Consider the following 26,801-nt stretch of genomic DNA (forward strand, 5'->3'; position numbering starts at 1 on the left):
GGCCCGACAGAGAAAACTATACCGCGATCGCGGCAGGGCGGGACGCAGTCCGTTGGATATGCTGCTCGCGCACGCGCAGCAGTTGCGCGGCCACTGCAATGGCAATCACCTCGGGCGTCTTGGCGCTCACGCCGGGCACGCCGATCGGGCAGATCATCTGTTCCAGGCGCTCGTCGGGCACGCCGCGCTCGCGCAGCCGATGCTCGAACTGGCGGCGCTTGGTTTGCGAGCCGATCAGCCCGAAGTAGGCGAAGTCATCGCGCAGGAAGATGTGCTCGCACAGGCGCTGGTCGAGGGCATGGCTGTGCGTCATGACCAGAAAGTAGCTGTGCGGCCGCGCTTCGGCAATCGCGGCTTCGGGCACGTCGGTGGCCTCGACTGTGACGTTGGACGGCAAATCGCCGGGGAACTGCACTTCGCGCTCGTCGACCCAGGTGACGGTGCAGGGCAGGGTGGCGAGCACGCGCACCAGCGCCTGGCCGACGTGACCGGCGCCGAACAGCACTACGTGAAAATCGACCGGAGCGATGATCTCGGTGAGCCAGCGCCAGCCGTCGCGCGCCTGCCACAGCAGGCAATCGTCCTGCGGCGCGAGCGGAGCATCGGTGCTGCCGGCGGCCGGGTCGGTCAAGGTCACCGGGCCGGCCGCCGGGTTGGCTTGGCCGGGCGGGTGGCTGCCAGCGTCGGCGATCGCGACGCTGCGCAAGGTCGCCTGGCCCGCTTGCAGGCGCTTGGCCAGGTTGGTGAGCCAACCGAGGTCGGCGACCGTCAGCAGCTCGAATACGAGCGTCACCGCGCCGCCGCAGCATTGCCCCAGGCTGGGGCCGAGCGAGAGCCGCTCGACGTGGCGTGCGCCGCCGTGCCCGGCGCTTTGCTTGAGCAGCTGTCGCGCCAGATCCGCGGCACGCCATTCGAGATGACCGCCGCCGATGGTCTGCCATTGATGCTCGCGCGTGACCAGCAGCTTGGCGCCGGCCTCGCGCGGCGTGGATCCTTCGGCCTTGGCGACCGTGACCAGCACGGCCGGCTCGCCGTGCGACACCAGGCGCTGGGCCTCGGCGATCCAGCCGTGCATCAGTGCGCGCTCCGGCTGCGCAGTTCGGTGAGCGCGCCGAGAATCGCCTCCGGCGTGGCGGGTGCGTTGAGCACCGGCTCGTCGCGGTAGTCGTTGACGCTGGCCACCGCATCGCGAATCGCGTTGAAGACGCTGAACGGCAGCAGCAGCGGCGGCTCGCCGACCGCTTTGGAGCGGTGGATCGAGTCTTCCGCGTTGCGGTTGTCGAACAGCTTCACGCGGAAGTCGGCCGGGCAATCGCTGACCGCCGGGATCTTATAGGTCGAGGGTGCGTGCGTCATCAATTTGCCGTCCTTGTTCCACCAGAGTTCTTCCGTGGTCAGCCATCCCATGCCCTGGATGAAGGCGCCCTCGACCTGGCCGATATCGAGCGCCGGGTTGATGGACCTGCCCGCATCGTGCAGCACGTCGGCACGCAGCAGCCGCCATTCGCCGGTCAGCGTGTCGATCAATACTTCCGAGACCGCTGCGCCGTATGCGAAGTAATAGAACGGGTGGCCGGTCATCGTGCTGCTGTCCCAGTGTACACCGGGAGTCGCGTAGAAACCGTCGGACCACAACTGGACGCGCGCCAGGTAGGCGGCGTTGATCAGTTCGGCGAATGGCAGCGACTGCTGCCCGATCGTCACGGTGCCGTTGGCGAAGCGGACGGCCTCGGGCGCGCAGTTGTAGCGCTGCGCGGCGAATTCCGTCAGGCGCCGGCGGATCTGCGCGGCGGCATCCTGCGCCGCCTTGCCGTTGAGGTCCGAGCCGGTCGAGGCGGCCGTCGCCGAGGTGTTGGCGATCTTGCTGGTGTCGGTGGCGCTCACGCGCACGCAGGCCAGATCGACGCCCAGTTCGTGCGCGACCACCTGCGCGACCTTGGTGTTGAGCCCCTGGCCCATTTCCGTGCCGCCGTGATTGACCAGGATCGAGCCGTCGCGATAGACATGCACCAGCGCGCCGGCCTGGTTGAACGCCGGCACGTTGAACGAAATGCCGAATTTGAGCGGGGTCAGCGCCAGCCCTTTCTTCAGCACCGGACTGGCGGCGTTGTATTCGCGCACCGCCTGGCGGCGCGCCCGGTAGTCGCTGCTGGCGGCCAGTTCGTCGACCAGCGTGTGAATCACGTTGTCGGTGATGGTCTGGCCGTACGGCGTGACATTGCGCGCGTCGGTGCCGTAGAAATTCAGGCGCCGCACGTCGAGCGGGTCCTGGCCGAGCTTGCGGGCGATCGCGTCGATCGCCACTTCCATCACCAGCGCGCCCTGCGGGCCGCCGAAGCCGCGAAACGCCGTGTTGGACTGCTTGTTGGTCTTGCCGCACAGCGCGTGCATGTCGACGTCGGCCAGATAATAGGCGTTGTCGAAATGGCAGATCGCGCGCGTGGCCACCGCGCCCGAGAGGTCGGCCGAGAAGCCGGCGCCGAGCGTCATGTCGAGCCGGGCGCCGAGGATGCGGCCGTCGTGATCGAAGCCGATCTCGTATTCGTAGTAGAAGCCGTGACGCTTGCCGGTGATCATGAAGTCGTCGTCGCGATCGAGCCGCAGCTTGACCGGGCGATTCAGGCGGGTGGCGGCAATCGCCGCCAGGCAGGCGAACAGGCCCGACTGCGATTCCTTTCCGCCGAAGCCGCCGCCCATGCGACGGCACTCGACCAGCACCTGGTGTGCGTGCCAGCCCAGCGCGTGCGAGATCAGCGCCTGCATTTCGCTCGGATGCTGGGTGGAACACCAGACGTGCACGCCGTGGCCTTCCTTGGGCGCGGCATAGGAAATCTGCCCCTCGAGATAAAACTGTTCCTGACCGTTGCATTCGAAGGTGCCGGCCAGCTTGAACGGCGCGCTGGCGATCGCCGCATCGGGGTCGCCACGCTTGAGGTGCAGCGGCGGCAGCACGCCGGCTTTGGCGGCCTTGGCCTGCTGCGGCGTCAGGATCGCCGGCAGTTCTTCGTATTGGACCTCGGCCAGACGCGCGGCGCGGCGCGCCGCATCGTGGCTTTGCGCCACGACGAGAAACATCGGCTGGCCGATGTACTGCACCACCCCGTCGGCCAGCAGCGGATCGTCGTGAATCACCGGCCCGCAGTCGTTGACGCCCGGAATGTCGGCGGCGCTCAGCACCGCCACCACGCCGGGCGCCCGGCGCACCGGCTCGAGGTCGAGCGCGAGGATGCGGGCGTGAGCCTTTTGCGAGAGTCCGAGCGCGGCGTGCAGCGTGCCCTGCAGCTCGGGAATGTCATCGGTGTAGACGGCTTCGCCGCTGACGTGCAGTTCGGCCGATTCGTGCGGGCGCGACAGGCCCACCTGGGCTCCCTGGCTTTGCCCGGCAAACGCCTGGCCTTCGGTCATGAAAGCTTCGACTTGGGTATTCATGGCGATTTTCCTCAAACAGTGGCGGCGGTGGCGAACGCGTTGACCTGATGCGCCGCGAGCGGCGCGTCGGGACGCGTTTCGAGGAAAAAGCGATACAGCAGATTCTGTGCCGCGCTCAGGCGATAGGTGCTGCTGGCCCGCATGTCGGCCAGCGGGGCATAGTCCTGCGCCAGCGCGGCCATCGCCAGGCGCGCGTTGGCCTCGTTCCACGGCTTGCCGGCGAGCGCTTGCTCGGCGGCCGCGGCGCGCTTGGGCGTGGCGGCCATGCCGCCGAAGGCGATGCGGGCCGAGCGCACGGTGTCGCCGTCGAGCGTGATGGCGAAGGCCGCGCACACTGCCGAGATGTCCTGGTCGAAACGCTTGGACAGCTTGTAGGTGCGAAAGCGCTGCGCCGCCGCCGGCAGGGGCACGCGAATGCCCTGCACGAATTCACCCGGCTCCAGCGCATTTTTTTGATAGGCCAGATAGAAGTCTTCCAGCGGCATGTCGCGCACGCGCTCGCCGCGTCGCAGCACGATGCGCGTACCCAGCGCGATCAGGCCCGGCATCGAGTCGCCGATCGGCGAGCCGTTGGCGACGTTGCCGCCGAGCGTGCCGGCATTGCGGATCGGGAACGAAGCGAAGCGCTGGCGCATTTCGGCCAGCTCGCCATAGTGTTCGAGCAGCGCGTCGAAGGCGTCGTTGAGCAGCACGCCCGCGCCGATGTAGAGGTATTCGGGCTCGCGCGTGAGCTCGCGCAGTTCGGCGACCTGGCCGATGTAGATCAGGTGCTGCAGTTCACGGAATTGCTTGGTGACCCACAGGCCGACGTCGGTGCTGCCGGCCAGAATGCGGGCCTCGGGATACGCCACGCGCAACTCGGCCAGTTGCGCCAGCGTGCGCGGTGCATGGAACACCTGGTTGCCTGCCTGGTAGGTGAGGGTATCCTGGCGCGCCAGCCCCTTGAGGATGGTCGCGAGCGCCTGGCGGTCGAATTCGGCGCGCGGCAGGTCGAACATCGCACAGGCGGCGTCGACGATCGGCCGGTAGCCGGTGCAGCGGCACAGGTTGCCCGACAGCACGTCGTTGATTTCCTCGCGGGTGGGTTTGGGCAGCGCCGGATCGCGATTCAGGTACATGCCCCACATCGACATGATAAAGCCGGGGGTGCAAAAACCGCATTGCGAGCCGTGGCAGTCGACCATCGCCTGCTGCACCGGGTGCAGCGCGCCGTCGGGCTGGCGCAGGTCTTCGACCGTATAGAGCGCCTTGCCGTCGAGCGTGGGCAGGAACTGAATGCAGGCATTGACCGCCCGCAGCTCGACCTCGCCGTGCTGATCCAGTTCGCCGATCACCACCGTGCAGGCGCCGCAGTCGCCCTCGGCACACCCTTCCTTGGTGCCGGTGCAATGCAGGTCTTCGCGGATGTGCTGGAGGACGGTCCGCGTGGTAGGCTGACCGGCGACTTCATGCACCTGGCCGCGAAAATAGAAGCGGATAGTTTGTGTCTCCATGACTCGAGTCTAGTTCATTGTGGGAATGCCCCGACGATAGCACCGGCTGTCGTCGGCGGCATTTGTCGCGGATGATGTTGGTTATCAAGCGCGACCGATGAAATGGATTGACGTAGACTATTCAGATACAGCAGACGATAACCAGAGCACCTACCGCCCATGCAACGACCCCGCGAACAGATCGACGCCTATTTGCTGCGCGTACTGCAGATTCTGCTGACCGAACAGAGCGTGTCGCGCGCGGCGCTCAAGCTCGGCCAGTCGCAGCCGGCGATCAGCAATTCGCTGCGCCGCCTGCGCGAGATCACGGGCGACGCCATCCTGGTGCGTGGCAAAAGCGGGATGGTGGCAACCGAACGCGGCCGCGAACTGCTGGCGTACGCGACCGATGCGCTGGCGGCGATCGACCGGATCACGCATCCCACCACGGAATTCTCGCCGCATAGCACGTCGCGCGTGTTTCAACTGGGCGCGCCCGATTACCTCGATGCCGTGTTCCTGCCCAAGATCGCCGAGGTGCTGCGCCGCGAGGCGCCGCAGGCCAAGCTGATCGTGCATCCGATCAATGCGGGTTTCGATTACGTTGGGGCGCTGGAGAACGGCACGCTCGACGTGGTGATCGGCAACTGGCTCGAGCCGCCGCCGCAATTGCACATGTCGCGCCTGTTCGACGACGAGGTGGTTTGCATGCTGGGCAATCACCACCCGCTGGCCAACAAGGGCATATCGCTCAAGCATTACCTGGAACTGCCGCATCTGGCGCCGACGCCCTATGTGTCGGAGCGGCACAGTTTCATCGACGGTTGCCTGGCCGAGCGCGGCTTGCGCCGTCACATCCAGATGACCATGCCGTATTTCGGACTGGTTCCTTATGTCTTGATGCGCACCGATCTGGTGTTTACCACCGGGCGTCAGTTTGCCCAGCATTACGCCCGCTATTTGCCGATCCGGGTGGTGGCTTCGCCGTTCGGCTTCCCGCCGATGCGCTTCTATCAGTTGTGGCATGAACGCACGCATGCCGCGCCCGAAATCACCTGGCTGCGGCGGCGCATCGCCGAGGTGGCAACCGAACTCGAGGAGAGCGTGCGGGTGCCGGGCCGCGCGGGCTGAAGCGCGACCCAGCCGGGACTTGGCGACTCAGCGGCTTTGCGACGGGTGGCGCAGCGGACGATGCAGCAGCAGCGCCAGCAGGATCAGGACGAAGCCGATCAGTGACCATACCGGCAGCGACAGGCCCAGCAACGGCGGGTAGACTGTCTGGCACAGGCCCTGGACCTTGAATACCGAGGGTAGCCACCGGGCGGTCGGCAGGCCGTCGACGAAGGCTTCCACCGCGTCGTAGCCGCAACTCATCGACGGATGGGACTGCACCCAGATCAGGTAACCGGCGGCGCCAGCGCCACCCAGGGCCGCCAGCATCGATAGCCAGCGCGCCACGCCAATGCCCGCCGCACTGCGCGAGGCGGCCGCGCCGAAGGCGAAGATCGCGATCAGCGCGTAAGCGTAACGCTGCAGAATGCACAGTGGGCAGGGATCTTCTCCGCGGCCGTATTGCAGGTAGAGAGCGCCGCCTAGCAGGGCCACACAAATCACGCCGAGCAGCAGGTAAAGGCGCCGCTCGTGCTGCAGTGTATCGTCGTAACGGGTCATCATAAAAAACCGGATCGAAGGTGAAAACGCGATGCCGCGCATTGTACTCCGCGCGCTTCGGGTATCGGACATGCGGCCTGCGGGCAGGTTGCGCGGCAGGCCCTATATTTTTGTACTGCCAACGGCTGCTTGCGTGGCGCCGAGCCCCTCGCGTATATTCGGCAGTGCCGAGCCGCCTGGCGCCGACAGCGGTCGCGGCTTGCTCCCCGCAACACACGACGTCCCGCGCAATTCGGGTGAGCCCATTTGCATCCCGGCCCTGGCCGCCGCGGTGCCGGCGGCGCCAATTACGCGGTCTGGTTCTCGCAACGCCTTTTTCTGGACGGCTTATCGGATGCACCACGCGATCGATTTCATTCAGGATCTGGCCGTCATCATGCTGCTCGCCGGCATCGTCACGGTCATTTTTCATCGTTTCAAGCAGCCAGTGGTGCTCGGCTATATTCTGGCCGGCGTGATCATCGGGCCCTACACGCCGCCGTTCGCGCTGATTCACGATGAAGCCACCATCAATACGCTGGCCGAGCTGGGCGTGGTGTTCCTGCTGTTTTCGCTGGGGCTGGAATTCAGCCTGCGCCGGCTGGCCAAGGTCGGCGTCACCGCGCTGGTGGCCGCGCTCACGGAAATCGTGCTGATGCTCTGGCTGGGCTTCGAGATCGGCCGCGGTTTTGGCTGGGACACGATGGATTCGCTGTTCCTGGGGGCGATGCTGGCGATTTCCTCGACCACCATCATCGTCAAGGCGCTCGATGAACTCGGCATGAAGCGCGAGCATTTCGCGCAGCTCATCTTCGGCGTGCTGATCGTCGAGGACATTCTCGCCATCGCCATGATCGCGCTGCTCTCCGGCATCGCCACCAGCGGCTCGGTCAACGCCGTCGACGTCAGTCTTACGCTGGGCAAGTTGCTGCTGTTCATGGTGGTCTCGCTGGTCGTCGGCTTGCTGCTGGTGCCGCGACTGCTGGCTTACGTGGCGCGCTTCAAGAGCGACGAGATGTTGCTGGTAACGGTGCTCGGGCTGTGCTTCGGTTTCTGTTTACTGGTGGTTCAGTTGGACTACAGCATCGCGCTGGGCGCATTCCTGATCGGCGCGATCATGGCCGAGTCGCGCGAGCTGCACGTCATCGAGCGGCTGATCGCGCCGCTGCGCGACATGTTCAGCGCGATCTTCTTCGTTGCCATCGGGTTGCTGCTCGATCCGCGCGTGCTGCTCGACTACGCGGTGCCGATCGCGGTGATCACCGCGGCCGTGGTGTTGGGCAAAATCATTTCGTGCGGTCTGGGCGTGTTTGTCTCGGGGCAGGACGGCCGCACCTCGATGCGGGTAGGCATGGGCCTGGCGCAAATCGGCGAATTCTCGTTCATCATCGCCTCCCTCGGTCTCTCGCTGAAAGTCACCAGCGATTTTCTCTACCCGATCGCCGTGACCGTGTCGGCCATCACCACGTTGCTGACCCCTTATCTGATCAAGGGAGCCGATCCGCTCTCGCGCTGGCTCGGGCAGGCCATGCCGCCTCGCGTGGCATATGTGTTTCGACAGTACACACTGTGGCTGCAAGGCCTTCGCCTGTCGGGCGAGCGAGCTGCGCTGGTCGGCATTTTCCGACGCGTGGTGCTCAATGTGGCGGTGAATCTGGCGCTGGTGGTGACGATTTTCCTGGTGGTGGCGTATTTCAGCCCGCGGCTGATCGCGCTGTTTTCCCCCTGGGTCACAGACGACGGGCTGCAGAGCACGCTGGTATGGGGCGTGGCGCTGCTGCTGGCATTGCCATTCCTGATTGCGGTGTACCGCAAGCTCAAGTCGATCAGCCTGCTGCTGGCCGAATTGAGCTTGCGGCCGGCGGTGACCGGACGCCACACCGCCCACATGCGGCGAGCCGTCGCCGAAATCATTCCGGCCGCCGCCATGGTCGGCGTGATGCTGCTGGTCGCCGCGCTTAGCGCCAGCATTCTGCCCAGCACCGAAATGCTGCTTCTGCTGGTGTGCGTGGCGCTGTTGCTGGCCATCCTGCTGCGCCGCTGGTTCATCCGCATTCACGCGAAACTGCAGATCGCGCTCAAGCACACGCTGGAGCAGGATGGCGAGCAGAACTAGCTGCGCGACAGGCGTTCGGGGCGGCGGGCCTCAGGCCGGGTTGTCACTCCTGGCGGGATAGCCGGCTTCGGTAATTGCCGCGGCAATGTCATCGGCGGTGCGCCGGCTCTCGACTCGCACCGAACCGGCGGCCAGATCGACATCGACCTTTGCATGGCTATCGAGTGCCTGTACCGCCTGCGTGACTGCCTTGACGCAGTGACTGCAGCTCATACCTTCGACCTGGAATTGCATCATGATGACTCCTGTTGATTGACTGTTGCATGATAAACCTTCCCACCGTTGTAAGCCCAAGGGAAAATAATCGAAAGCGCGGCGCGGACGGTGCTTGACCTTCCAATCGATGGAAGGTTTAACATGGCAATGTGATTTTCAAAAGGAACTGTACCGTGAGTCAGACTTGGTCCGTGGGTATCGAGGGAATGACCTGCGCCTCCTGCGTTGGCCGTGTGGAAAAAGCACTTGGCAAAGTGCCTGGAGTGACGCAGGCGAGCGTCAACCTGGCCACTGAAACGGCGCTCGTGCAGACCGACGGCGAGGCTGCGCCTGCCGCGCTGGTCGAGGCGATCGAGGCGGCGGTCGACAAGGCCGGCTACCAGGTCACCGAAACGCATCTCGAGCTGGCGGTGTCGGGCATGACGTGCGCCTCTTGTGTCAATCGTATCGAAAAGGCTTTGCTGGCAGTGCCGGGCGTGCGCTCGGCCAGCGTGAATCTGGCGACTGAACGGGCCAGCGTGCAGGCGTTGCGTGGCATGGTTGATGCGCAACGCCTGATCGACGCCATCCGCAAGGCGGGGTATGAGGCCAGCGAGATCAGGGCTGAGCAGGGCGGCGCGCCTGACCAGGCCGCCCCAATATGGCGCGCCGCGTGGCCGGTGGGTGCCGCCGCGCTCCTCTCGGCGCCGTTGCTCGCGCCAATGCTGGCGGCGCCGTTCGGCGCGCACTGGATGCTGCCGTCGTGGCTGCAATGGCTGCTGGCGACTCCCGTGCAGTTCTGGCTGGGCGCGCGCTTTTATCGCGCCGGCTGGAAGGCCTTGCGTGCCGGCACGGGCAATATGGATCTGCTGGTGGCGCTGGGTACCTCGGCCGCTTACGGCTTGAGCCTGTACGAATGGCTGCGGCCGCACGGCGGAGCGATGGCGCACCTGTATTTCGAGGCGTCCGCCGTGGTGATCACGCTGGTGTTGTTGGGCAAATGGCTCGAGGCGAATGCCAAGCGGCAGACAGTCGCGGCCATTCGCGCGCTGGCTGCGCTGCGCCCGGAGACCGCGCGACTACTGCGCGGCTCGGCACCGGCCGAGGAAGTGCCGGTCGGCGAGGTGCGGGTCGGCGACATGGTGCTGGTGCTTGCCGGCGAGCGGGTGCCGGTCGACGGCGTGATCCGGGAGGGGACCAGCCAGCTCGATGAGTCGCTGCTGACCGGCGAGAGCCTGCCGGTCGAAAAGCGCGAGGGGGCCCACGTGACGGGCGGCGCGATCAATGGCGCCGGCACGCTGCGCGTCGAAACCACCGCGGTCGGGGCCGAGAGCACGCTCTCGCGCATGATCCGGCTGGTCGAGGACGCGCAGGCAGCCAAGGCGCCGATTCAACGGTTGGTCGATAAGGTCGCCGCAGTATTCGTGCCGGTGGTGCTGGGCATCGCCTTGTTGACCCTGCTGGTGAGCGGTTGGTTGGGCATCGGCCTGGAGGCGGCGGTGCTCAATGCGGTGGCCGTACTGGTGATCGCCTGCCCGTGCGCCCTGGGGCTGGCCACGCCGGCGGCGATCATGGCCGGCACCGGCGTGGCCGCGCGTCACGGTATCCTGATCAAGGATGCCGAGGCGCTGGAGACGGCGCACCGCGTCACCGTGGTGGTGTTCGACAAAACCGGCACGCTGACCGAAGGCAAGCCGCGCCTGACCGATCATCTCGCCGTACCGGGGATCGATGCCGCGCAATTGCTGCAGTGGGCCGCCGCAGTTCAGGCTGGCAGCTCGCACCCGCTGGCGCGCGCGGTGCTGGTGGCGGCGCAAGAGGCCGGGCTGGCGCTGCTGGCGGCCAGTGAGATGAGCGCGCTGCCGGGGCGCGGCGCCGCCGCGCGCGTAACGGGCGAAGACGGCACGCATGAGCTTCGGCTCGGCAATGAGCGCTTGCTCGATGAACTGTCACTGTCTCCCGGTGCGTTGGCGCAGCAGGCCGAACGGTTGGCGCAGGCCGGGCGCACCGTGTCGTGGCTGATGGAAGCCGACCCGCAGCCCCGCCTGCTCGGGCTGCTGGCGTTCGGCGATACGGTCAAGGTGAACGCCAAGGCTGCCATCGACCGCCTGCACGCGCGCGGCATCCGCACCATGATGGTGACTGGCGACAACGCCGGCAGCGCCAGGGCGGTGGCCGACACCCTGGGCATCGATGAGATCAGGGCGCAGGTGCTGCCCGAGCACAAGGCCGAAGCGATCGCCGCGCTGCGACAGGGCGGCGACGTGGTGGCGATGGTGGGTGACGGCATCAATGACGCGCCGGCACTGGCGGCGGCCGACGTCGGCATCGCCATGTCGACCGGCACCGACGTCGCGATGCACGCCGCTGGCATCACGCTCATGCGCGGCGACCCCGCGCTGGTGGCCGATGCCATCGACGTTTCGCAGCGCACCTGGAGCAAGATTCGGCAAAATCTTTTCTGGGCCTTTGCCTACAATGTGGTGGGAATTCCGCTGGCGGCGCTCGGCTGGCTCAATCCGATGATTGCCGGCGCCGCCATGGCGGCCAGCAGCGTGAGCGTGGTCAGCAACGCGCTGCTGCTCAAGCGCTGGCGGCCGCGCGCGGCATGACGGCGCGGCCGACTGGGGGGATAATGGCCGTGCGGGCGAGATCGGCATATGCTTGAAAATCGCCCGCATGGCCCCAAGTGACTTGCATGTGCGACATGCCTGACCGCGGTCTCCATTCATCGCAGATCTTGGACGTCCATGGCCACACCCAGCCCACTTCACATCACCAGCTACAACATCCACAAGGGCTTTTCGCAGTTCCATCGCCTGCGTATCCATGAATTGCGCGATCGGCTCGAGGGGCTCAATCCCGATCTGGTGTTCCTGCAGGAAGTGCATGGCTTGCATCTGCGCCACGCGGCTCGCCACCTGAACTGGCCGAGCGAGCCGCAGTACCAGTTCCTGGCCGGCGGCACCTGGCAGGAACATGCTTACGGGCGCAATGTCATCTACGAGCACGGCGATCACGGCAACGCGATTCTGAGCCGCTTTCCGATCCTGCGCTCGGCCAATCACGACATCACCACGCACAGTTTCGAGCGGCGCGGCATGCTGCATTGCGAAGTGGCCGTGCCCGGCTGGGCACAGCCGCTGCATTGCCTGTGCGTGCACCTGTCGCTGAGCGGCCGGGGGCGGCGACAACAATTTGGCATGCTATTCGATCGTGTGATGCGCACCGTGCCGAAAGACGCGCCGCTTATCATCGCGGGCGACTTCAACGACTGGACCAACCAGGCCGACCATTTGCTGGCCGAGCGCCTGGGGCTGACCGAGGTGTTCGACAGTGCCGGGCGTCCGGCGCGAAGCTTTCCCAGCAGCTTGCCGCTGTTGCGGCTCGACCGCATTTACGCGCGTGGCCTGCATATCGAAACCGCGCAGGTGCTGCATGGGCGCCCCTGGTCGCGGATTTCCGACCACTCGCCGATCAGCGCCTACCTGAAGCCACTGAACTGATACGACATGAATATCGGACAAGCTGCCCAAGTCTCGGGCGTCAACGCCAAGATGATTCGCTATTACGAGAGTATCGGTCTGGTGCCCGAGAGCCGGCGCACCGAGTCCGGCTATCGAACCTATAGCGACACCGATCTGCACCTGCTGCGCTTCATTCGGCAAGCGCGCCGGCTGGGCTTCGGCATCGAGCAGATTCGCCAGTTGCTGGCGTTGTGGCAGGACCACGAGCGCGCCAGCGCCGACGTCAAGGCGCTGGCGCAGGCGCACATCGATGAGCTGAATCGGCGCATCGCCGAGCTCAGCGCGATGCGCGATACGCTCACGCATCTCGCCGCGCACTGCCATGGCGACGCGCGTCCCGAATGTCCGATTCTCGACGGCCTGGGTTGTGACGAAGAAGGCGTCGACCCGCCGCTCGAACGGCACCGTTAAGGCCCGTCCGGCCTCGCCTGACCAGGCGCTGGAGCGGCCCCCGGCACAGCTTTCCGGCGGCATCAGGTAAACCATGATTATCAGAGACTTCTGATAATCGACATCACTCGCGCAAGGCTTTCCGGCGATCCCAAGCTCATACAATGAAGTCGCATAAGAACGCGACCTAGTACAGGAAGATGCGATCGCCACGATGCGGTCGCCAGAGAGCGTGAGGAGATAAGTTTCGCCGCCTGTCTTATCGGATGGGCGAGCCTCGTGGATGTGCCGGCAGTTCGCGGCATGGCATATGGACGAGGCATGGCACGGACCGACACGGACGTGCTATTGCAGGCTGACCCCTCATCGCGCAGCGGGTGCTATCAGCCTCCGCCTTCCCGCACGGATCGCTTCGGCGCACGGTATTGGTTGCGGTTGCGGGGCGATCCCTTCAAAACGTTTCCGATGTAAGCAGCGCTCCTCGCGCGCGCCGGCAATGACGGGCCAACAGACCCCACCGCCCTGGCGTCGCGACGCGCATCACACATGAGAGCATGCCTGACGACGGACATTTTTCTGATCCGTTTCAGTACGCTGATAAAGGAGCTTGAATCATGATGGAACAAGACTACGCCCCCACCGTAGGGGTCGATGCGCCGGCACCGGCTCGAGAGGTGAGCAGACTGGACCGCCATTTCCAGATTACCGCGCGCGGTAGCTCGCTGCGCCAGGAAGTCGTGGCCGGGCTCACCACGTTCCTGGCGATGGTCTATTCCGTGTTCGTCGTGCCGGGCATGTTCGGCAAGGCAGGTTTCGACACCAGCGCGGTGTTCGTCGCCGTTTGCCTGACAACGGCCTTCGGCTCGCTGTTGATGGGGGTCTGGGCCAACTTGCCGATCGCCATTGGCTGCGCCATTTCGCTGACCGCTTTCACCGCCTTCGATCTGGTGCTGGGCAAGGGCGTGTCGCCTTCGGTCGCGTTGGGCGCGATCTTTCTGATGGGGCTGGTGTTTACCGCCATCTCCGTGACCGGCGTGCGTTCCTGGATATTGCGTAATCTGCCTGCGGGCGTCGCGCACGGCACGGGCGTGGGTATCGGCCTGTTCCTGTTGCTGATCGCCTCCAACGATGTTGGTCTGGTGATCAAGAATCCGGGGCCCGGGCTGCCGGTCGCGCTGGGCCATCTGGCCAGCTTCCCCGCGCTGATGTCGATCGGCGGTCTGGCCGCCATCTTCGGGCTGGAGCGCCGGCGCGTGCCGGGCGGCATCCTGCTGGTCATCATCGCACTGTCGGCGCTGGGCCTGGCCTTCGATCCGAGCGTGAAGTTCACCGGCATGTTCGCGCTACCGTCGCTAAGCGCGCCGGGCCATCCGACGCTGATCGACTCGATGAGCGTCAGGGGCGCCTTGACCGCCGCCGTCATTCCCAGCGTGCTTGCGCTGGTGATGACCGCCGTGTTCGACGCCACCGGGACGATTCGCGCCGTGGCCGGACAAGCCGGGCAGCTCGACGAAAAAGGGCAAATCATCAATGGCGGCCGTGCGCTTACAGCCGACTCCGTCAGCTCGATCTTCTCGGCTTTCCTCGGCGGCGCGCCGGCGGCGGCTTATATCGAATCGGCGGCGGGCGTGGCCGCTGGCGGCAAGACCGGGCTTGGCCCGGCAGTGGTCGGCGTGCTGTTCCTGCTGCTGATATTCCTCTCGCCGCTGGCCGCGCTGGTGCCGGCTTATGCCACCGCGCCGGCGTTGATGTACGTGGGCCTGTTGATGCTCGGCAGTATCAGCAAGCTGCACATGGAAGATACCGTCGATGCGATGGCCGGTCTGGTGTGCGCGGTATTCATCGTGCTGACCTGCAATATCGTGACCGGCATCATGCTTGGCTTCTGCACGTTGGTGATCGGCCGCCTGGTGTCGGGTGAATACAGGAAGCTCAACATCGGCACCGTAGCCATCGCCGTAGTGCTGGCCACGTTTTATCTGGGCGGCTGGGCGATCTGAGTGGCCTGATAGCGGCCGGTGCCATCGCAGGGACGCGATGGCAGGCAGCCACCGGTTGAAAACACCCCCTCGCCAGCCTGCGCCGGCGAGGGGGTGTTGCTTTTGGGCCACGCTTTTTGCTGTTCGAGGGCTTGCTCGAGAGAAAATTAATTTATTAAGCAGTTGATTTTTAAATGATTTCTTAAAAAATCATCGCGCCGAAGATGGAAGAAAAAAGGATAAGTCGCTTTTTTCGGAATTAGGGCTAACACCTATAGGGAAAACCCTATATAATTCCAAACACTGCTGCAATGCAGCAAATTATGCGACTGGAGGTTGCCATGTTTGCCAAACTGTTTGAAATCGTTAATTCCTGGTTCGAAAACGCCGAACGCCGCCGCCGTGAAGAGTATCTGGCGCAGTCCACCGATATTTATGAATTGGAATATCGCATTCGCGCGCTCGAAACCGGCGCCGTCTGAACCTGCTGTCTTGCTGGATGCAGTAACCCGGTAGTAAAGCGCCTCGCGCGCCTCATGAGATATCCTGCCCTCCGCCGGCCTGGCCGCTGCGACCGCGGATGATCTCAGCAAAAAGGCCCACCCTTGCGTGGGCCTTTGGCTTTTCTGCGATAGCTCGACGACGTCAGCTTGACGATCGCGCCATCCACGGCTTTCTCATTCCCGTTTTATCCCGGCAGCGCCATGGCCTGAGCGTGCCGGAAATCGCCTTCTTGCCGTGACCGGTATCGAGGGATTGTTCGCCTTCGTCAGTTTGGCTTGAGACAAATCCCACATTGATGTACTGTATAAACATACAGTATTTGCTGGTTGTTGCCACCCGCTCCCATTGGTCGTTCCGATGTCGCTCTCTCTTGAAAATTTACCGTCTGGGCTTTGGCGCGCCAGCGAACTGGCTCAAGGCCAGGGGCAGGTGCGGGCCACCGGCTTTACCGAGCTCGACCGGGAATTGCCGGGCGGCGGTTGGCCGGTTGGCGCGCTGGCCGAGCTGCTGCCCGCGCGCGCCGGGATCGGCGAGCTGCGTCTATTGCTGCCGGCGCTGGCGGCGCTGACCCGAACGGGCAAGCCCGTCGTGATGATCGCGCCGCCACATCTGCCTTACGCACCAGCCTTGGCCGGCGCCGGGCTCGACCTGCGCCACCTGGTGATTGTGCATGCTCCACCGCAATCCGGCGTGGCGTCGCCGCAGGCGGCCGACGACCTCTGGGCAGCCGAGCAGGCGCTCAAAAGCGCCAGCTGCGGCGCGGTTCTGGCCTGGTTGCCGCAGGCTCGCTCCGATCAACTGCGCCGTCTGCAACTGGCTGCCGCCGGCGGTGATGCGCTGGCCTGGATCGTACGCCAACCCCAGGCATTGGCCTCGTCCTCGCCCGCGCCGCTGCGGCTGGCACTCGAGCCGGCGCCGGGCAGCGGCCTGCTGATTCATTTCCACAAGCGCCGAGGTCCGGCCCGGAGCATGCCGCTGCGGCTGGACTTGCCGGCGCATCACCCGAAACTGGGGTCGCCGCGCCCCGGTACCGCTCTTTCTCTGGATTCAGGAGGCCTCCATGCGCTGCTGGATTGCACTGCACTTACCCTGGCTCATCCTCGAAATCTTCCGGCCGGTCTTGCCGCCTGACGGACCCGCTGGCATGACGTCCGATGCGCTGGTCGTGATGGACGGCGAGCATGTGCGCATGGCGAGCGCCGCGGCCCGGCAGGCGGGCATCGTGCCAGGCTTGCGCCGGGCCGGGGTGTTGGCCTTGCTGCCCGATGCGATCTTGCGCGAGCGCGACGCGCAGCGCGAGCAGCAGCGGCTGGAGACCGTGGCCCTGGCCCTGTTGCGCTTCAGTCCGCAAGTCGTGCTGGCTGGCGAGCACGTGGTGCTGGTCGAGGTATCGGCCAGCCTGCGCCTGTTTGGCGGCCTGAGCGCGCTGTGCCGCCAGGTCGGGCAGACCGCCCGGCTGCTCGGCCACGCGGCGCGTCTGGCCGTGGCGCCGACAGCCACCGGCGCCTGGTTGCTGGCGCGCCAGAGCGGCAGCCGGCAGCGCCGCCATGCGACCGACCTGGCGCAACTGTGCGCGCTGCTCGACGATTTGCCTGTGTCGCTGCTGGGTGAGACCGCGCCGCATCTTGGCTGGCTCGAGCAGTTGGGCTGCGCCCGCTTGGCCGACATGCGCCGCTTGCCGCGCGCGGGCCTGGCCAGGCGCTGTGGCCAGGCGTTGGTGGATGAGTTGGCGCGGGCTTATGGCGATGCGCCGGAAATGCCGGCCTGGTTCCAGGCGCCCTTGCAGTTCGAAGCGCAGCTCGCGCTGCCGGCCCGCACTGCTCAGGTCGAGACGCTGCTGTTCGGCGCGCGGCGCTTGCTGGTGCAACTGGCAGGCTGGCTCGCGGCGCACCACCAGGCTGTGCACGCCTATGAGCTGGTGCTGGAGCACGAGCCGCTGGGACGCCGCACGTTGCCGCCTACACGCGTGATGGTGCGGCTGGCCGAACCCGGCGCGGCGCCGGCGCACCTGCTGAATGTGCTCAAGGAACAGTTGGCACGGCATCGTCTCGAGACGCCGGTACTGGAGTTGCGTTTGTGCGTCAGCCAGGTGGTGCCGCACGAACCGGGCAATGCCAGCCTGTTGCCGGAGCCTGGCCGTGCGCGCCAGGAGTTCGTGCGCCTGATCGAGCGCCTGAATGCCCGCCTGGGCGAGGCGCAGGTGAGCCAACTGGCCTTGCACGACGAGCATCGGCCCGAGGCCGCGTACCGCCTGCTGCCGTACGTCGTGTCACGGCCGGCGTCGGCGACGCCTGGTGCCGCGCCGGGCGCCATCCAGGCATCTCCCAAGGTCCGGCCGGTCTGGCTGCTCGACTCGCCACGGCAGCTGACCATGCTAGGCGAGCGGCCGGTCCATGGCACGCCGTTGCGCGTGCTCACGCATGCCGAGCGCATCGAGTCGGGCTGGTGGGATGGCGCCGCGGCGTTGCGCGACTACTTCATCGCCGCCGATGCGCAGGGCGCGTTGCTGTGGGTGTATCGCGAGCGGCAGACCAGCCTCGGCCAGGCCGCCTGGTATCTGCACGGCCTGTTCGGGTGAGGCATGAACGCATCCGTCCTGCCCGCTTATGCGGAATTGCATTGCCTGTCGAATTTCACTTTCCTGTGTGGTGCTTCGCATCCCGAAGAATTGGTCGAGCGCGCAGCACGGTTGGGCTATCAGGCATTGGCTCTGACTGACGAGTGTTCGCTGGCCGGGGTGGTGCGAGCACATGGCGAAGCCAAGCGACAGGGGCTGCACTTGCTGATCGGCAGCGAATTGCGATTGGTCGACGTTGACGGGGCGTCGGCCGTGCATCTGGTGGTGCTGGCGCAGAACCGCGAAGGCTACGGCAACCTGTCGGAACTCATCACGCTGGCGCGCACGCGCGGGCGCAAGCAGGAGGGCTACCGGCTCACGCCGCAAGACCTGGCCGATCCGCCGCCGCCATGCGCGCATCTGCGCGGACTGCCGGATTGCCTGGTGCTGCTGGTGCCGCCCCACGGCGTCGCACGCGAGCGCCTGCGCGAGCAGGTTGCCTGGGCCGCCCGTTTGTTCTCGGGACGCCTGTGGCTGGCGCTCGAATTGCTGCATCGACCCGACGACGATCTGCACCAGGCGTGCCTGACGTCGGTCGCGCGCGAGACCGGCGTGCCGCTGGCTGCCGCCGGACACGTGCTGATGCATGTACGCTCGCGCAAGCCCTTGCAGGACACGTTGAGCGCGATCCGCCTGGGCCGGCCGGTGCAAGCCTGCGGCACCGCACTGATGCCCAATGCCGAGCAGCACTTGCGCTCGCGCCTGCGGCTGGCCGCGCTCTATCCGCCCGAGGCGCTGCAGGCCACTGTCGAGATTGCCGGGCGCTGCACTTTCAATCTCGACGAACTGCGCTACGAATACCCCGACGAACTGGTGCCGTGCGGCTTGACGCCGGCCGATTATCTGCGCCGGGAAGTCCTGGCCGGCGCGCGGCAGCGGTATCCGCAGGGCGTGCCGGAGAGCGTGAGCAAACAGCTCGCCGAGGAATTGGCGCTGATCGCCGAGCTGGCCTACGAGCCTTATTTCCTGACGGTCTACGACATCGTCAAATTTGCCCGGGAGCGAAAGATCCTGTGCCAGGGCCGCGGCTCGGCCGCCAATTCGGCGGTGTGCTACTGCCTGGGCATCACGGCGGTCGATCCGGCGCAAAGCCAGTTGCTGTTCGGCCGCTTCCTGTCGCGCGAACGTAACGAGCCGCCCGATATCGACGTAGATTTCGAGCACCAGCGGCGCGAGGAAGTGATCCAATACATCTATGGCAAATACGGGCGGCAGCGCGCCGCGCTGGCCGCGGCCGTGACCACCTATCGCACGCGCAGCGCCTTGCGCGAGACCGGCAAGGCGCTTGGCATCGACGCATCGATCGTCGACCAGGTGTGCGCCGGCCAGCAGTGGTGGGACGGCCGCCGCGACCTGCTGCAGCGCTTGGCGCGCCAGGGTCTGTCGCCCGAGGCGCCGGCGGTGCGTCACTGGTGCGAACTGGTCGAGCAACTGGTCGGATTCCCGCGGCATTTGTCGCAGCATACCGGCGGCTTCGTCATCTCGCGCGGCAAGCTCTCGCGGTTGGTGCCAATTGAGAACGCCGCGATGCCCGAGCGCTGCATCATCCAGTGGGACAAGGACGATCTCGAAGCGCTCAAGCTGCTCAAGGTCGACGTGCTGGCGCTCGGCATGCTCTCGGCCTTGCGCCGCGCGCTCGATATGCTGGGGCAGCGGCATGGCCGCTGGCTCGACCTGGCCGATATTCCGCGCGAGGATCCGGCCACTTACGAGATGCTGTGCCGGGCCGATACCGTGGGCGTGTTCCAGGTCGAGTCGCGCGCGCAGATGAGCATGCTGCCGCGCCTGCAGCCCCGCAAGTTCTACGACCTGGTGGTACAGGTGGCGATCGTGCGGCCCGGCCCGATCCAGGGGGGCATGGTGCATCCTTATTTGAAGCGCCGGCAGGAGCCGCTGGAGAAAATTCACTACGCCAAGGACGCTTTGGCGCCCGCGCTGGCGCGCACGCTGGGCGTGCCGATCTTCCAGGAGCAGGTGATGCAGATCGCGATGATCGCGGCTGACTTCACCGCTGGCGAGGCCGACGATCTGCGTCGCTCGATGGCCGCCTGGCGGCGCAAGGGCGGACTGGAGAAATTCCAGGAAAAAATCATCGCGGGCATGCTGAAAAACGGCTACGAGCGAACCTTCGCCGAAGCCATTTGCCGTCAGATCGAGGGGTTCGGCGAATACGGATTTCCCGAGAGCCACGCGGCCAGCTTCGCGCAACTGGTCTATGCCAGCGCATGGATCAAGCGGCACGAGCCGGCCATTTTTCTCTGCGCGCTGCTCAACAGCCAGCCGATGGGTTTTTATTCGGCCTCGCAACTGGTGCAGGATGCGCGGCGCCATCAGGTCGAAGTGCGGGCCGTCGATGTGACTGCCAGCGACCCGGCTTGTACGCTCGAAGCGCGCGACGGCGGCATGCCGCCCGCCGTGCGGTTGGGCTTGGCGCAAGTCGCGGGGCTGGCCGCCGGCGCGGCGCGGCGGATCGCGCAGGCGCGTGCTCAGGCCCCTTATCGCGACATCGACGATCTGGCCGCGCGGGCGCAACTGAGCCGCCAGGAACTGGCCGCGCTGGCTGCGGCCGATGCACTGGCTACGTTGCTGGGCGGAAGGCGTCAGGCTCAATGGACGGTCGCCGCCCATTTGCCGGCTACGCCGCTGCTGGGCCAACCCACGCTGCAGGACGACGGTGACCGGGTGCCGTTGCCGAGGTTGCGCGAAGGCGAGGAGATTCTGGCCGACTATGCCAGCACCGGCCTGACGCTGCGGCGCCACCCGCTGGCGCTATTGCGCCCGCGCCTGAGCGCCATGCGGCTCAAATCGGCCCAGGAGCTGCGCGATCTGCCCAATGGCCGGCGCGTCCGCGCCTGCGGCATCGTGACGATGCGGCAGCGACCCGGCACCGCCAAGGGCACGGTTTTTGTCTCGCTCGAAGACGAGACCGGGGTCGTCAACGTGATCGTCTGGCCCGATCTGGTCGAGCGCCAGCGCAAGGAACTGCTCGGCACGCGCTTGATGGCTGTGCATGGCATCTGGCAATGCACGGGCGAGGGCGAGCATGTGGTGCGCCATCTGGTGGCGCGCCGGCTGATCGATCTGTCGCCGCTACTGGGGCGGCTGATGACTCCCAGCCGCAATTTTCATTAGCCCCAGACGCCGGTGCGCTCGGTGGCCGGCGACAGGGTGCCGCCGCTCCAGCGCAGCGGTACGGCGCCCGGCCGGTACCAGCCGCGCACGACCTGAAAGCGCCAGAACCGCTCGGCGCCGGCAAACTCGCCGAGCGCGGCCGCGTCCCAGACGATCTCGGTGGTGCCTTGCAGCTGCAGCAGATCGCCGTTCGAGAAATCGACGAACAGCATCGCCGCACGCGGTTCGCGCACGAGATTGCCGAGCGTATTGAAATAACGGTTGCCGCTGAAATCAGGCACGGTCAGGGTGTTGCCGTCGATGCGCACGAAACCCGGTCGCCCGCCCCGATGCGAAATATCGACCCCGGCCGCGTTGCCCGCCGAGCCCGCTCCGCTGGCCGTGGCCACGAAGCAAGTATCGGCGCCCGCGATCAGATCGCGCGACCTCGCATCCAGCGCGGTGAAATGCGTCGCGGCCATGCGGGCCGGCGGCGCCTCGCGAATTTCGCGCATCTGAATATATCGGGGGCAATTGCCGAACGACTGCGTCACGGCGATCTCCAGCCGATGATGGTCGATTGCCGCGACGGTGCCATTGACCCGGTTGCGGCGCCGCGTGCCGAGGTCGATACCGAGCAGCCCGACCTGGCTGTGCGGCGTCAGGCCGGCGACCACCGGATCGGCAGCCTGCGCGTGGAGATCGATTTGCAAACCATGCGGGTCCGGCGAGGCGATAAATCCCGGTGGTCCGGCCAGCATCGTCGCCACTGGCCACCCGTCGGCATCGGTTGCGCCCAGAAACAGGAACGGCAAGGCTGCAAAGAATGCGCGGTGCTGGTCGGGCATGAACTCGCGTATGGCCGCGCCGCGCGGACCGCCGCCGGCGAGTTCCTGAGCCAGCAACTCACCGTCGTGGAAAAGGGCTGAGGCTAACGGTGTGTCCGGATTCATGACACGCTCACCGGCATGGCGACGAACCCCGGCAATGCCTCGACCTGCGCGAGCCAGGCCCGGATGTTGGGGTAGGGCGTGAGCGCGATGCCGCCCTCCGGCGCGTGGGCGATGTACGAGTAGCACGCCAGGTCGGCCAGCGTGGGGTGATCGGCCGCCAGGTAGCGCCGGCCGCTCAGATGCTGCTCCATGAATGGCATGAGCCTGTAAGCGGTGTGCATCGCCGGGCCGACGTCGTCGCCCGGTGCGCCCCAGCGCCGGATCACGCGGGCGGCGGCCGGCCCGAAGCGGATTTCGCCCGCGGCGATCGACAGCCAGCGCTGCACTTGGGCGGCCGGCACGGGATCGTCCGGCAGCCAATGGCTGCCGGGGGCGTAGCGCCTGGCCAGATAAACCAGGATCGCATTGCTGTCGCACAGCACCAGGCCGCCGTCGTCGAGCACCGGGATCTGGCCAAGCGGATTGAGCATGCGGAACCCGGCGCTGCGGCGCACCTCGGCTGGCGTATCGATGAAGCGATACGGCAGGCCGAGTATCGACAGCATCAGCTCGACGCGGTGCGAGTGCCCGGAGAGCCGGGTGCCGTGCAAGGTAATTGTTGATTCGGACATGATCGGACCATGCTGGTTAAGGAAGTGAGAACAGATTAGTCATTCCGATATTTGACGTAAATATCGATATACTGAAAGTCAGTCTTCCGATAATCGGAATGATGAAAGGCTTATCCCCATGGACCGACTCGATGAACTCAGCGTATTGATCGCCATCCTCGATACCGGCAGTCTGGCCGCCGCCGGGCGCCGGCTGCGCCGCTCGCCGCCGGCCGTCACGCGCACGCTGGCGGCGCTCGAAGCGCGCGTGGGCATGCGCCTGGTCGAGCGCTCCACGCGCAATCTGAGCGCGACCGAGGCGGGCGCGCGGCTGGCCGAGCACGCGCGCCGCTTGCTGGCCGATTACGAGGCGGCGGTGCGCGAGGATGCCGATGCACCGCTGCAGGGCAGGTTGCGCGTCACGGCACCGCGCATTTTCGGGCGGCGCCACGTCACGCCGGTGGTGACCAGCTATCTCGATAAATACCCGGCGATGCGGGTCGAGCTGGTGCTCAGCGACGCCAATCTGGATTTGATCGAAGAGGGGCTCGACGTGGCGGTGCGGATCGGGACGCTCGTCGACGCCAGCCTGGTGGCGCGCCGCGTCGGCGAAGTCCGGCGCATGTGGGTGGCCAGCCCGGACTATCTGGCCCGGCACGGCTGGCCCGGTACGCCGGGCGACCTGGCCGCGCATGAAGTGGTCTATACAGCCAGCCGGCCGGTGGCGCCGGAGTGGCGTTTCCGTCATGCCGGGCGCGACCAGGTGGTGGCGCTCACGCCGCGCCTGACGGTCAACGCAATCGACGCGACGCTGCTGGCCGTAAAAAGTCATCGCGGCATCGGCCGCGTGCTGTCCTACCAGGTGGTCGACGATCTCGCCGCCGGCACGCTGGTGCGCCTGCTCGCCGAGTATGAACCGCCACCGTTGCCGGTGCATCTGGTGATGCCCAGCGCGCGGCACATGGCGCCCAAGCTGCGCGCGTTTCTTGACCATGCGGCCGAGCAACTCAACCGGCTCGACGTGATACGGCCGATGCGCTGACGCTCAGTGCTGTGCCGCTGGCGCCACCATGCGGCGCAATTCAGGCAGGCAGGAGCCGCACGTCGTGCCGCATTTGAGGGTGTCCTGCAACGCGCGCAGACGGGCCTCGGGCGGGCCATGTCGATCGGCCAGACAGGCGTTGATCTGGCTCTCGGTGACGCCGTTGCAATTGCATATGGTCTTGCCGCGCGGCTGCACCCCGGCCGGCGCGGTGCGGCTGGGCAACAGCAGCAGGCGCCCCAGCGTGGAGGTCGTCTGGCCGCTTTCCAGCATTTCGCGCAGCCAGCCCGCCGCGCTCACGTCGCCGGCTAACGAGACGGCCTGCAGCACGCCGTCCTCGATGCGCAGGCGCCGCGTCGTGCCGCGCCGGTGATCGTGATAGCTCAGCACTTTGGCCTGCGGCACACCAGCCAATCCAAACAACGTTTCGATTTCCTGCTGCAGCGCGTCGTCGGCGCGCTCGTAGGCGGCCACGCGCCACAATAGCCCGCTGTGCGCGCCGCCCGGGCGACCGAACGGCACGCAACTGGCGTAGGGGAAGCATTTGAAATAGCGTCGCAGATGCATCTGCCGCAGCAGCACCTGATCGGCCGGCAACCAGGCGAACACAACCCATTGCCATGGCAGTTCGGCCGGCAGGATCTTGACCGCGCTGTGCTTTAACTCCGGTTGCAGCGAGTGCGGGTCGAGCGCGGGCAGCGTCAGGCTGTTCACGCCGAAGGCGGCTTGCCGGCCCGCCACGCCGGAGACGTATTCCTCGCCCCAATGCATGGCCACGAAGGCTTGTCCGGGAGCCACGCCGTCGGTGGCATGCACAGGCAGGATCTGGCTGCCGCGCCGCGAGGTGAGATGAACGAACGCGCCTTCCTGCAATCCGAGTCGCTCGACGTCGCGCGGATGCAGGTCGACGCACGGTTCCGCCGCGTGGCCGAACGACTGTTCGAGCGATCCGGTGCGGCTCATGCCATGCCACTGATCGCGCAGGCGGCCGGTGTTCAGCGAAAATGGATAGCGCGCGTCGATGGCTTCGGCCGGCGGCGTGTACGACACATCGGCAAAACGCGCGCGACCGTCGCCGGTATGAAAGCGGCCCTGGCTGAACAGGCGCTGCCGGCCTTGCGTGGCTCCTGCGGGGAATGGCCACTGCTGAGGGCCTTCGGTCTCGAGCAGCGAGTAGGAGAGCCCGCCGATATCGAGATCGCGGCCCACGGTAGTGGCGCGATGCTCGAGCCAGATTGCCTCGGGCGAGTCATAAGGAAACAGGGTGGCTTGCCCAGGACGCAGGCGTGCTTCGAGGCGCCGCGCCACGTCGCACACGATCTGCCAGTCGTGCCGGGCTGCGCCAAACGGCGCCACGGCCGCGCGCACGCGCGAGATGCGGCGCTCCGAATTCGTGACCGTGCCTTCTTTCTCGCCCCACGTGGTGGCCGGCAGCAATACGTCGGCATGGGGTACCGTGGCGGTATTGCGATAAGCCTCCTGCACCACCACGAACTCGGCCTGGCTCAGTGCCGCGCGCACGGCGGTTTGCGACGGCAGTGATTGCGCGGGGTTGGTGCAGGCGATCCACACGGCCTTGATGGTGCCGTCGCGCAGCCCGTCGAAAATCTCGACCGCGGTCTTGCCGGGTTGCATCGGCACGCTCGGCACGTCCCACAGGCGGGCGATTTCGGCCCGATGCGCGGGGTTGCCGAGATTGCGGTGGCCTGACATCAGGTTGGCCATTGCGCCGACCTCGCGCCCGCCCATCGCATTCGGTTGTCCGGTCAGCGAGAAGGGACCGGCGCCGGGCGTGCCGAGCTGTCCGGTGGCCAGGTGCAGATTGATCAGGGCGCGATTCTTCGCGGTGCCGCTCGAGGATTGATTCAATCCCTGGCAGTACAGCGACAGCGTCGGGCCCTGGGCGAACCAGCGCGCGGCGGTGACGATGTCGTCGGCTTTCAGGCCGCACAGCTGCGCAGCCACGCCCGGCGTGAATTCATGTACGGCGGCCCGCAGCGCGTCGAAACCTTCCGTGTGTTCGTTGATGTAGGCGCGATCGATCAGGCCCTCCCACAACATCACGTGCAGCATGCCATGGAATAGCGCGACGTCGGTGCCGGGCTGCAGTGGCAGAAACAGGTCGGCGCTTTGCGCCGTATCGGTGCGGCGTGGATCGGCAACGATCACGCGCATGGCCGGATGCCGGGCGCGTGCCTCCTCGAGCCGCCGGTAAAGCACCGGGTGGGCGTAGGCGGGGTTGGCGCCGGCGATGAAAACCGTGCCGGCCAATTCGATGTCCTCATAGCTGCAAGGCGGTGCATCGACGCCGAAAGCACCCTTGTAGCCGGCCACCGCCGAACTCATGCACAGCCGCGAGTTCGAGTCGATGTTATTGGTGCCGATCAAGCCTTTGGCGAGTTTGTTGAAGACGTAATAGTCCTCCGTGAGCAGTTGGCCGGACACGTAAAAAGCGACAGCGTCGGGCCCGTGTCGCTGCACGATGTCGGCCAGGCGCTGCGCGACGTGATCGAGCGCGTCGCCCCAGCCGGCCGGTGCCAGCGCATCGGCACGGCTGCGCCGCAGCGCGGGTTGCGCCGCGCGCACCTGGGCGTAGCGATGCGGCGCGGCGGTCAGATGCAAGGTGCTGCCCTTGGTGCACAGCCGGCCGAAATTGGCAGGATGGTCGGGGTCGCCGGCGACCCCGACGATTTCGTCGCGACCGTCCGGGTGATGCAGGCTGTCGATCACCACGCCGCAACCGACCCCGCAATAACAGCAGGTCGAGCGCGTGCGGCGCGCAATGGGTTTGGCGGGCAGGCTATCAGCCATGGATCGGCCTTACGCCGCGCCGGCGGCGAGCGCTTGCATGTTTGCCGCGGCCTCGGGCTGGGATAACTCGCTGCGCAGCATGTACACGGTGCGCTTGTCGCACTGCACCGCGAAGGTTGGCGCGCAACCGGCGTCCGGGCTGAGCGCGCAGCCGTCGCCCAGGCCGATCTGCCAGCCGTGCAGCGGACAGGTGACGCGCTCGCCATGCACGATGCCTTGCGAGAGCGGGCCGCCCTTGTGCGGACAGCGATCGAGTACGGCGAACACCTTGTCTTCGCCGTTGCGGAAGATGGCGATATCGGCATGTTGCGCACGCCTGAGCAAGCGCGCGCCCAGTACGGGGATGTCATCGATTTGGCAAATGGCCAGCCAGTTGTCGTCAAGCATTGCAATATCCTCGGATGAATTCGGCAGC

General features: G+C 66.2%; 20 protein-coding genes. 11 read left to right on the forward strand and 9 right to left on the reverse strand.

The window, feature by feature from the left end; translation table 11 throughout:
• Nucleotides 1-16 precede the first annotated feature (16 nt).
• From xdhC to xdhA, 3 genes are read right to left on the reverse strand one after another with little or no spacing between them, the layout of a single operon-like run.
• A complete protein-coding gene (xdhC, locus tag EPN80_RS07140) occupies nt 17-1,075 on the reverse strand; it encodes a xanthine dehydrogenase accessory protein XdhC (protein ID WP_293025203.1) in 1,059 nt (352 codons plus the stop codon).
• On the reverse strand, nt 1,075-3,429 hold the full coding sequence (xdhB, locus tag EPN80_RS07145) for a xanthine dehydrogenase molybdopterin binding subunit (protein WP_293025205.1): 2,355 nt from the start codon (nt 3,427-3,429) through the stop codon (nt 1,075-1,077). The genes xdhC and xdhB overlap by 1 nt, the downstream gene beginning before the upstream one ends.
• A gap of 11 nt (nt 3,430-3,440) precedes the next feature.
• Nucleotides 3,441-4,922 (reverse strand): xanthine dehydrogenase small subunit, encoded by a 1,482-nt coding sequence (gene xdhA, locus EPN80_RS07150; protein ID WP_293025207.1) that lies wholly within the window; start codon nt 4,920-4,922, stop codon nt 3,441-3,443.
• A 159-nt stretch (nt 4,923-5,081) separates the two neighbouring features.
• Between xdhA and EPN80_RS07155 the strand changes: the two genes are divergently transcribed.
• Nucleotides 5,082-6,032: a LysR substrate-binding domain-containing protein gene (locus tag EPN80_RS07155; protein WP_293025209.1), complete on the forward strand. Its 951-nt coding sequence runs from the start codon at nt 5,082-5,084 to the stop codon at nt 6,030-6,032.
• 27 nt (nt 6,033-6,059) lie between these two features.
• Here EPN80_RS07155 and EPN80_RS07160 read toward each other — a convergent pair whose 3' ends face one another.
• Nucleotides 6,060-6,575, reverse strand: a complete 516-nt coding sequence (locus EPN80_RS07160) for a disulfide bond formation protein B (RefSeq protein WP_366468792.1) — start codon at nt 6,573-6,575, stop codon at nt 6,060-6,062.
• A gap of 331 nt (nt 6,576-6,906) precedes the next feature.
• Between EPN80_RS07160 and EPN80_RS07165 the strand changes: the two genes are divergently transcribed.
• Complete coding sequence (locus EPN80_RS07165; RefSeq protein WP_293025211.1) at nt 6,907-8,667, forward strand: cation:proton antiporter; 1,761 nt, start codon at nt 6,907-6,909, stop codon at nt 8,665-8,667.
• A 30-nt stretch (nt 8,668-8,697) separates the two neighbouring features.
• On the opposite strand, the gene EPN80_RS07170 is transcribed toward EPN80_RS07165, so the two are convergent.
• On the reverse strand, nt 8,698-8,904 hold the full coding sequence (locus tag EPN80_RS07170; RefSeq protein ID WP_293025212.1) for a cation transporter: 207 nt from the start codon (nt 8,902-8,904) through the stop codon (nt 8,698-8,700).
• A gap of 185 nt (nt 8,905-9,089) precedes the next feature.
• Here EPN80_RS07170 and EPN80_RS07175 point away from each other — a divergent pair, with 185 nt between their 5' ends.
• The 8 genes from EPN80_RS07175 (at nt 9,090) to EPN80_RS07210 (ending at nt 21,011) form a co-directional block, all read left to right on the forward strand.
• Nucleotides 9,090-11,474 carry a heavy metal translocating P-type ATPase gene (locus EPN80_RS07175; protein ID WP_293025288.1) on the forward strand — a complete coding sequence of 795 codons (2,385 nt, stop codon included), beginning with the start codon at nt 9,090-9,092 and terminating at the stop codon, nt 11,472-11,474.
• A gap of 138 nt (nt 11,475-11,612) precedes the next feature.
• On the forward strand, nt 11,613-12,368 hold the full coding sequence (locus EPN80_RS07180) for an endonuclease/exonuclease/phosphatase family protein (RefSeq protein ID WP_293025213.1): 756 nt from the start codon (nt 11,613-11,615) through the stop codon (nt 12,366-12,368).
• A 6-nt stretch (nt 12,369-12,374) separates the two neighbouring features.
• Nucleotides 12,375-12,800, forward strand: a complete 426-nt coding sequence (gene cueR, locus EPN80_RS07185) for a Cu(I)-responsive transcriptional regulator (protein WP_293025214.1) — start codon at nt 12,375-12,377, stop codon at nt 12,798-12,800.
• 593 nt (nt 12,801-13,393) lie between these two features.
• Nucleotides 13,394-14,779 carry an NCS2 family permease gene (locus EPN80_RS07190; protein WP_293025216.1) on the forward strand — a complete coding sequence of 462 codons (1,386 nt, stop codon included), beginning with the start codon at nt 13,394-13,396 and terminating at the stop codon, nt 14,777-14,779.
• A 320-nt stretch (nt 14,780-15,099) separates the two neighbouring features.
• Nucleotides 15,100-15,240: a DUF3563 family protein gene (locus EPN80_RS07195; protein WP_293025217.1), complete on the forward strand. Its 141-nt coding sequence runs from the start codon at nt 15,100-15,102 to the stop codon at nt 15,238-15,240.
• Between the two features lie 379 nt (nt 15,241-15,619).
• Nucleotides 15,620-16,393 carry a translesion DNA synthesis-associated protein ImuA gene (imuA, locus tag EPN80_RS07200; RefSeq protein ID WP_293025218.1) on the forward strand — a complete coding sequence of 258 codons (774 nt, stop codon included), beginning with the start codon at nt 15,620-15,622 and terminating at the stop codon, nt 16,391-16,393.
• Complete coding sequence (locus EPN80_RS07205; RefSeq protein ID WP_293025220.1) at nt 16,323-17,840, forward strand: DNA polymerase Y family protein; 1,518 nt, start codon at nt 16,323-16,325, stop codon at nt 17,838-17,840. The genes imuA and EPN80_RS07205 overlap by 71 nt, the downstream gene beginning before the upstream one ends.
• Nucleotides 17,841-17,843: 3 nt before the next feature.
• Nucleotides 17,844-21,011 carry an error-prone DNA polymerase gene (locus tag EPN80_RS07210; protein WP_293025222.1) on the forward strand — a complete coding sequence of 1,056 codons (3,168 nt, stop codon included), beginning with the start codon at nt 17,844-17,846 and terminating at the stop codon, nt 21,009-21,011.
• Here the strand turns inward: EPN80_RS07210 and EPN80_RS07215 are convergent.
• A complete protein-coding gene (locus EPN80_RS07215; protein ID WP_293025224.1) occupies nt 21,008-21,943 on the reverse strand; it encodes a pyridoxamine 5'-phosphate oxidase family protein in 936 nt (311 codons plus the stop codon). The two genes, EPN80_RS07210 and EPN80_RS07215, sit on opposite strands and share 4 nt — an antisense overlap.
• Nucleotides 21,940-22,554 carry a glutathione S-transferase family protein gene (locus EPN80_RS07220; protein ID WP_293025226.1) on the reverse strand — a complete coding sequence of 205 codons (615 nt, stop codon included), beginning with the start codon at nt 22,552-22,554 and terminating at the stop codon, nt 21,940-21,942. Before EPN80_RS07220 ends, EPN80_RS07215 begins: the two co-directional genes overlap by 4 nt.
• Before the next feature lie 118 nt (nt 22,555-22,672).
• Here EPN80_RS07220 and EPN80_RS07225 point away from each other — a divergent pair, with 118 nt between their 5' ends.
• Nucleotides 22,673-23,575, forward strand: a complete 903-nt coding sequence (locus tag EPN80_RS07225) for a LysR family transcriptional regulator (protein WP_293025228.1) — start codon at nt 22,673-22,675, stop codon at nt 23,573-23,575.
• Between the two features lie 3 nt (nt 23,576-23,578).
• Here EPN80_RS07225 and EPN80_RS07230 read toward each other — a convergent pair whose 3' ends face one another.
• Both EPN80_RS07230 and nirD read right to left on the reverse strand, forming a co-directional pair.
• The gene (locus tag EPN80_RS07230; RefSeq protein WP_293025230.1) at nt 23,579-26,386 is read right to left on the reverse strand and encodes a nitrate reductase; all 2,808 of its coding nucleotides are present in this window, start codon (nt 26,384-26,386) and stop codon (nt 23,579-23,581) included.
• 9 nt (nt 26,387-26,395) lie between these two features.
• Nucleotides 26,396-26,773 (reverse strand): nitrite reductase small subunit NirD, encoded by a 378-nt coding sequence (gene nirD, locus EPN80_RS07235; RefSeq protein ID WP_293025232.1) that lies wholly within the window; start codon nt 26,771-26,773, stop codon nt 26,396-26,398.
• Nucleotides 26,774-26,801: the final 28 nt, after the last annotated feature.

The organism is Pandoraea sp., assembly GCF_004297875.1.
Lineage (GTDB): Bacteria > Pseudomonadota > Gammaproteobacteria > Burkholderiales > Burkholderiaceae > Pandoraea.

What these genes read in the sequence shown, in the direction of transcription:
- EPN80_RS07160 (WP_366468792.1), bottom strand. Translation starts at nt 6,575, where the DNA reads ATGATGACCCGTTACGACGATACACTGCAGCACGAGCGGCGCCTTTAC.
- EPN80_RS07165 (WP_293025211.1), top strand. Translation starts at nt 6,907, where the DNA reads ATGCACCACGCGATCGATTTCATTCAGGATCTGGCCGTCATCATGCTG.
- nirD (WP_293025232.1), bottom strand. Translation starts at nt 26,773, where the DNA reads ATGCTTGACGACAACTGGCTGGCCATTTGCCAAATCGATGACATCCCC.
- EPN80_RS07215 (WP_293025224.1), bottom strand. Translation starts at nt 21,943, where the DNA reads ATGAATCCGGACACACCGTTAGCCTCAGCCCTTTTCCACGACGGTGAG.
- EPN80_RS07230 (WP_293025230.1), bottom strand. Translation starts at nt 26,386, where the DNA reads ATGGCTGATAGCCTGCCCGCCAAACCCATTGCGCGCCGCACGCGCTCG.
- EPN80_RS07225 (WP_293025228.1), top strand. Translation starts at nt 22,673, where the DNA reads ATGGACCGACTCGATGAACTCAGCGTATTGATCGCCATCCTCGATACC.
- cueR (WP_293025214.1), top strand. Translation starts at nt 12,375, where the DNA reads ATGAATATCGGACAAGCTGCCCAAGTCTCGGGCGTCAACGCCAAGATG.
- EPN80_RS07170 (WP_293025212.1), bottom strand. Translation starts at nt 8,904, where the DNA reads ATGATGCAATTCCAGGTCGAAGGTATGAGCTGCAGTCACTGCGTCAAG.
- EPN80_RS07175 (WP_293025288.1), top strand. Translation starts at nt 9,090, where the DNA reads ATGACCTGCGCCTCCTGCGTTGGCCGTGTGGAAAAAGCACTTGGCAAA.
- xdhA (WP_293025207.1), bottom strand. Translation starts at nt 4,922, where the DNA reads ATGGAGACACAAACTATCCGCTTCTATTTTCGCGGCCAGGTGCATGAA.
- xdhB (WP_293025205.1), bottom strand. Translation starts at nt 3,429, where the DNA reads ATGAATACCCAAGTCGAAGCTTTCATGACCGAAGGCCAGGCGTTTGCC.
- EPN80_RS07180 (WP_293025213.1), top strand. Translation starts at nt 11,613, where the DNA reads ATGGCCACACCCAGCCCACTTCACATCACCAGCTACAACATCCACAAG.
- EPN80_RS07195 (WP_293025217.1), top strand. Translation starts at nt 15,100, where the DNA reads ATGTTTGCCAAACTGTTTGAAATCGTTAATTCCTGGTTCGAAAACGCC.
- EPN80_RS07210 (WP_293025222.1), top strand. Translation starts at nt 17,844, where the DNA reads ATGAACGCATCCGTCCTGCCCGCTTATGCGGAATTGCATTGCCTGTCG.
- EPN80_RS07220 (WP_293025226.1), bottom strand. Translation starts at nt 22,554, where the DNA reads ATGTCCGAATCAACAATTACCTTGCACGGCACCCGGCTCTCCGGGCAC.
- xdhC (WP_293025203.1), bottom strand. Translation starts at nt 1,075, where the DNA reads ATGCACGGCTGGATCGCCGAGGCCCAGCGCCTGGTGTCGCACGGCGAG.
- imuA (WP_293025218.1), top strand. Translation starts at nt 15,620, where the DNA reads ATGTCGCTCTCTCTTGAAAATTTACCGTCTGGGCTTTGGCGCGCCAGC.
- EPN80_RS07205 (WP_293025220.1), top strand. Translation starts at nt 16,323, where the DNA reads ATGCGCTGCTGGATTGCACTGCACTTACCCTGGCTCATCCTCGAAATC.
- EPN80_RS07155 (WP_293025209.1), top strand. Translation starts at nt 5,082, where the DNA reads ATGCAACGACCCCGCGAACAGATCGACGCCTATTTGCTGCGCGTACTG.
- EPN80_RS07190 (WP_293025216.1), top strand. Translation starts at nt 13,394, where the DNA reads ATGATGGAACAAGACTACGCCCCCACCGTAGGGGTCGATGCGCCGGCA.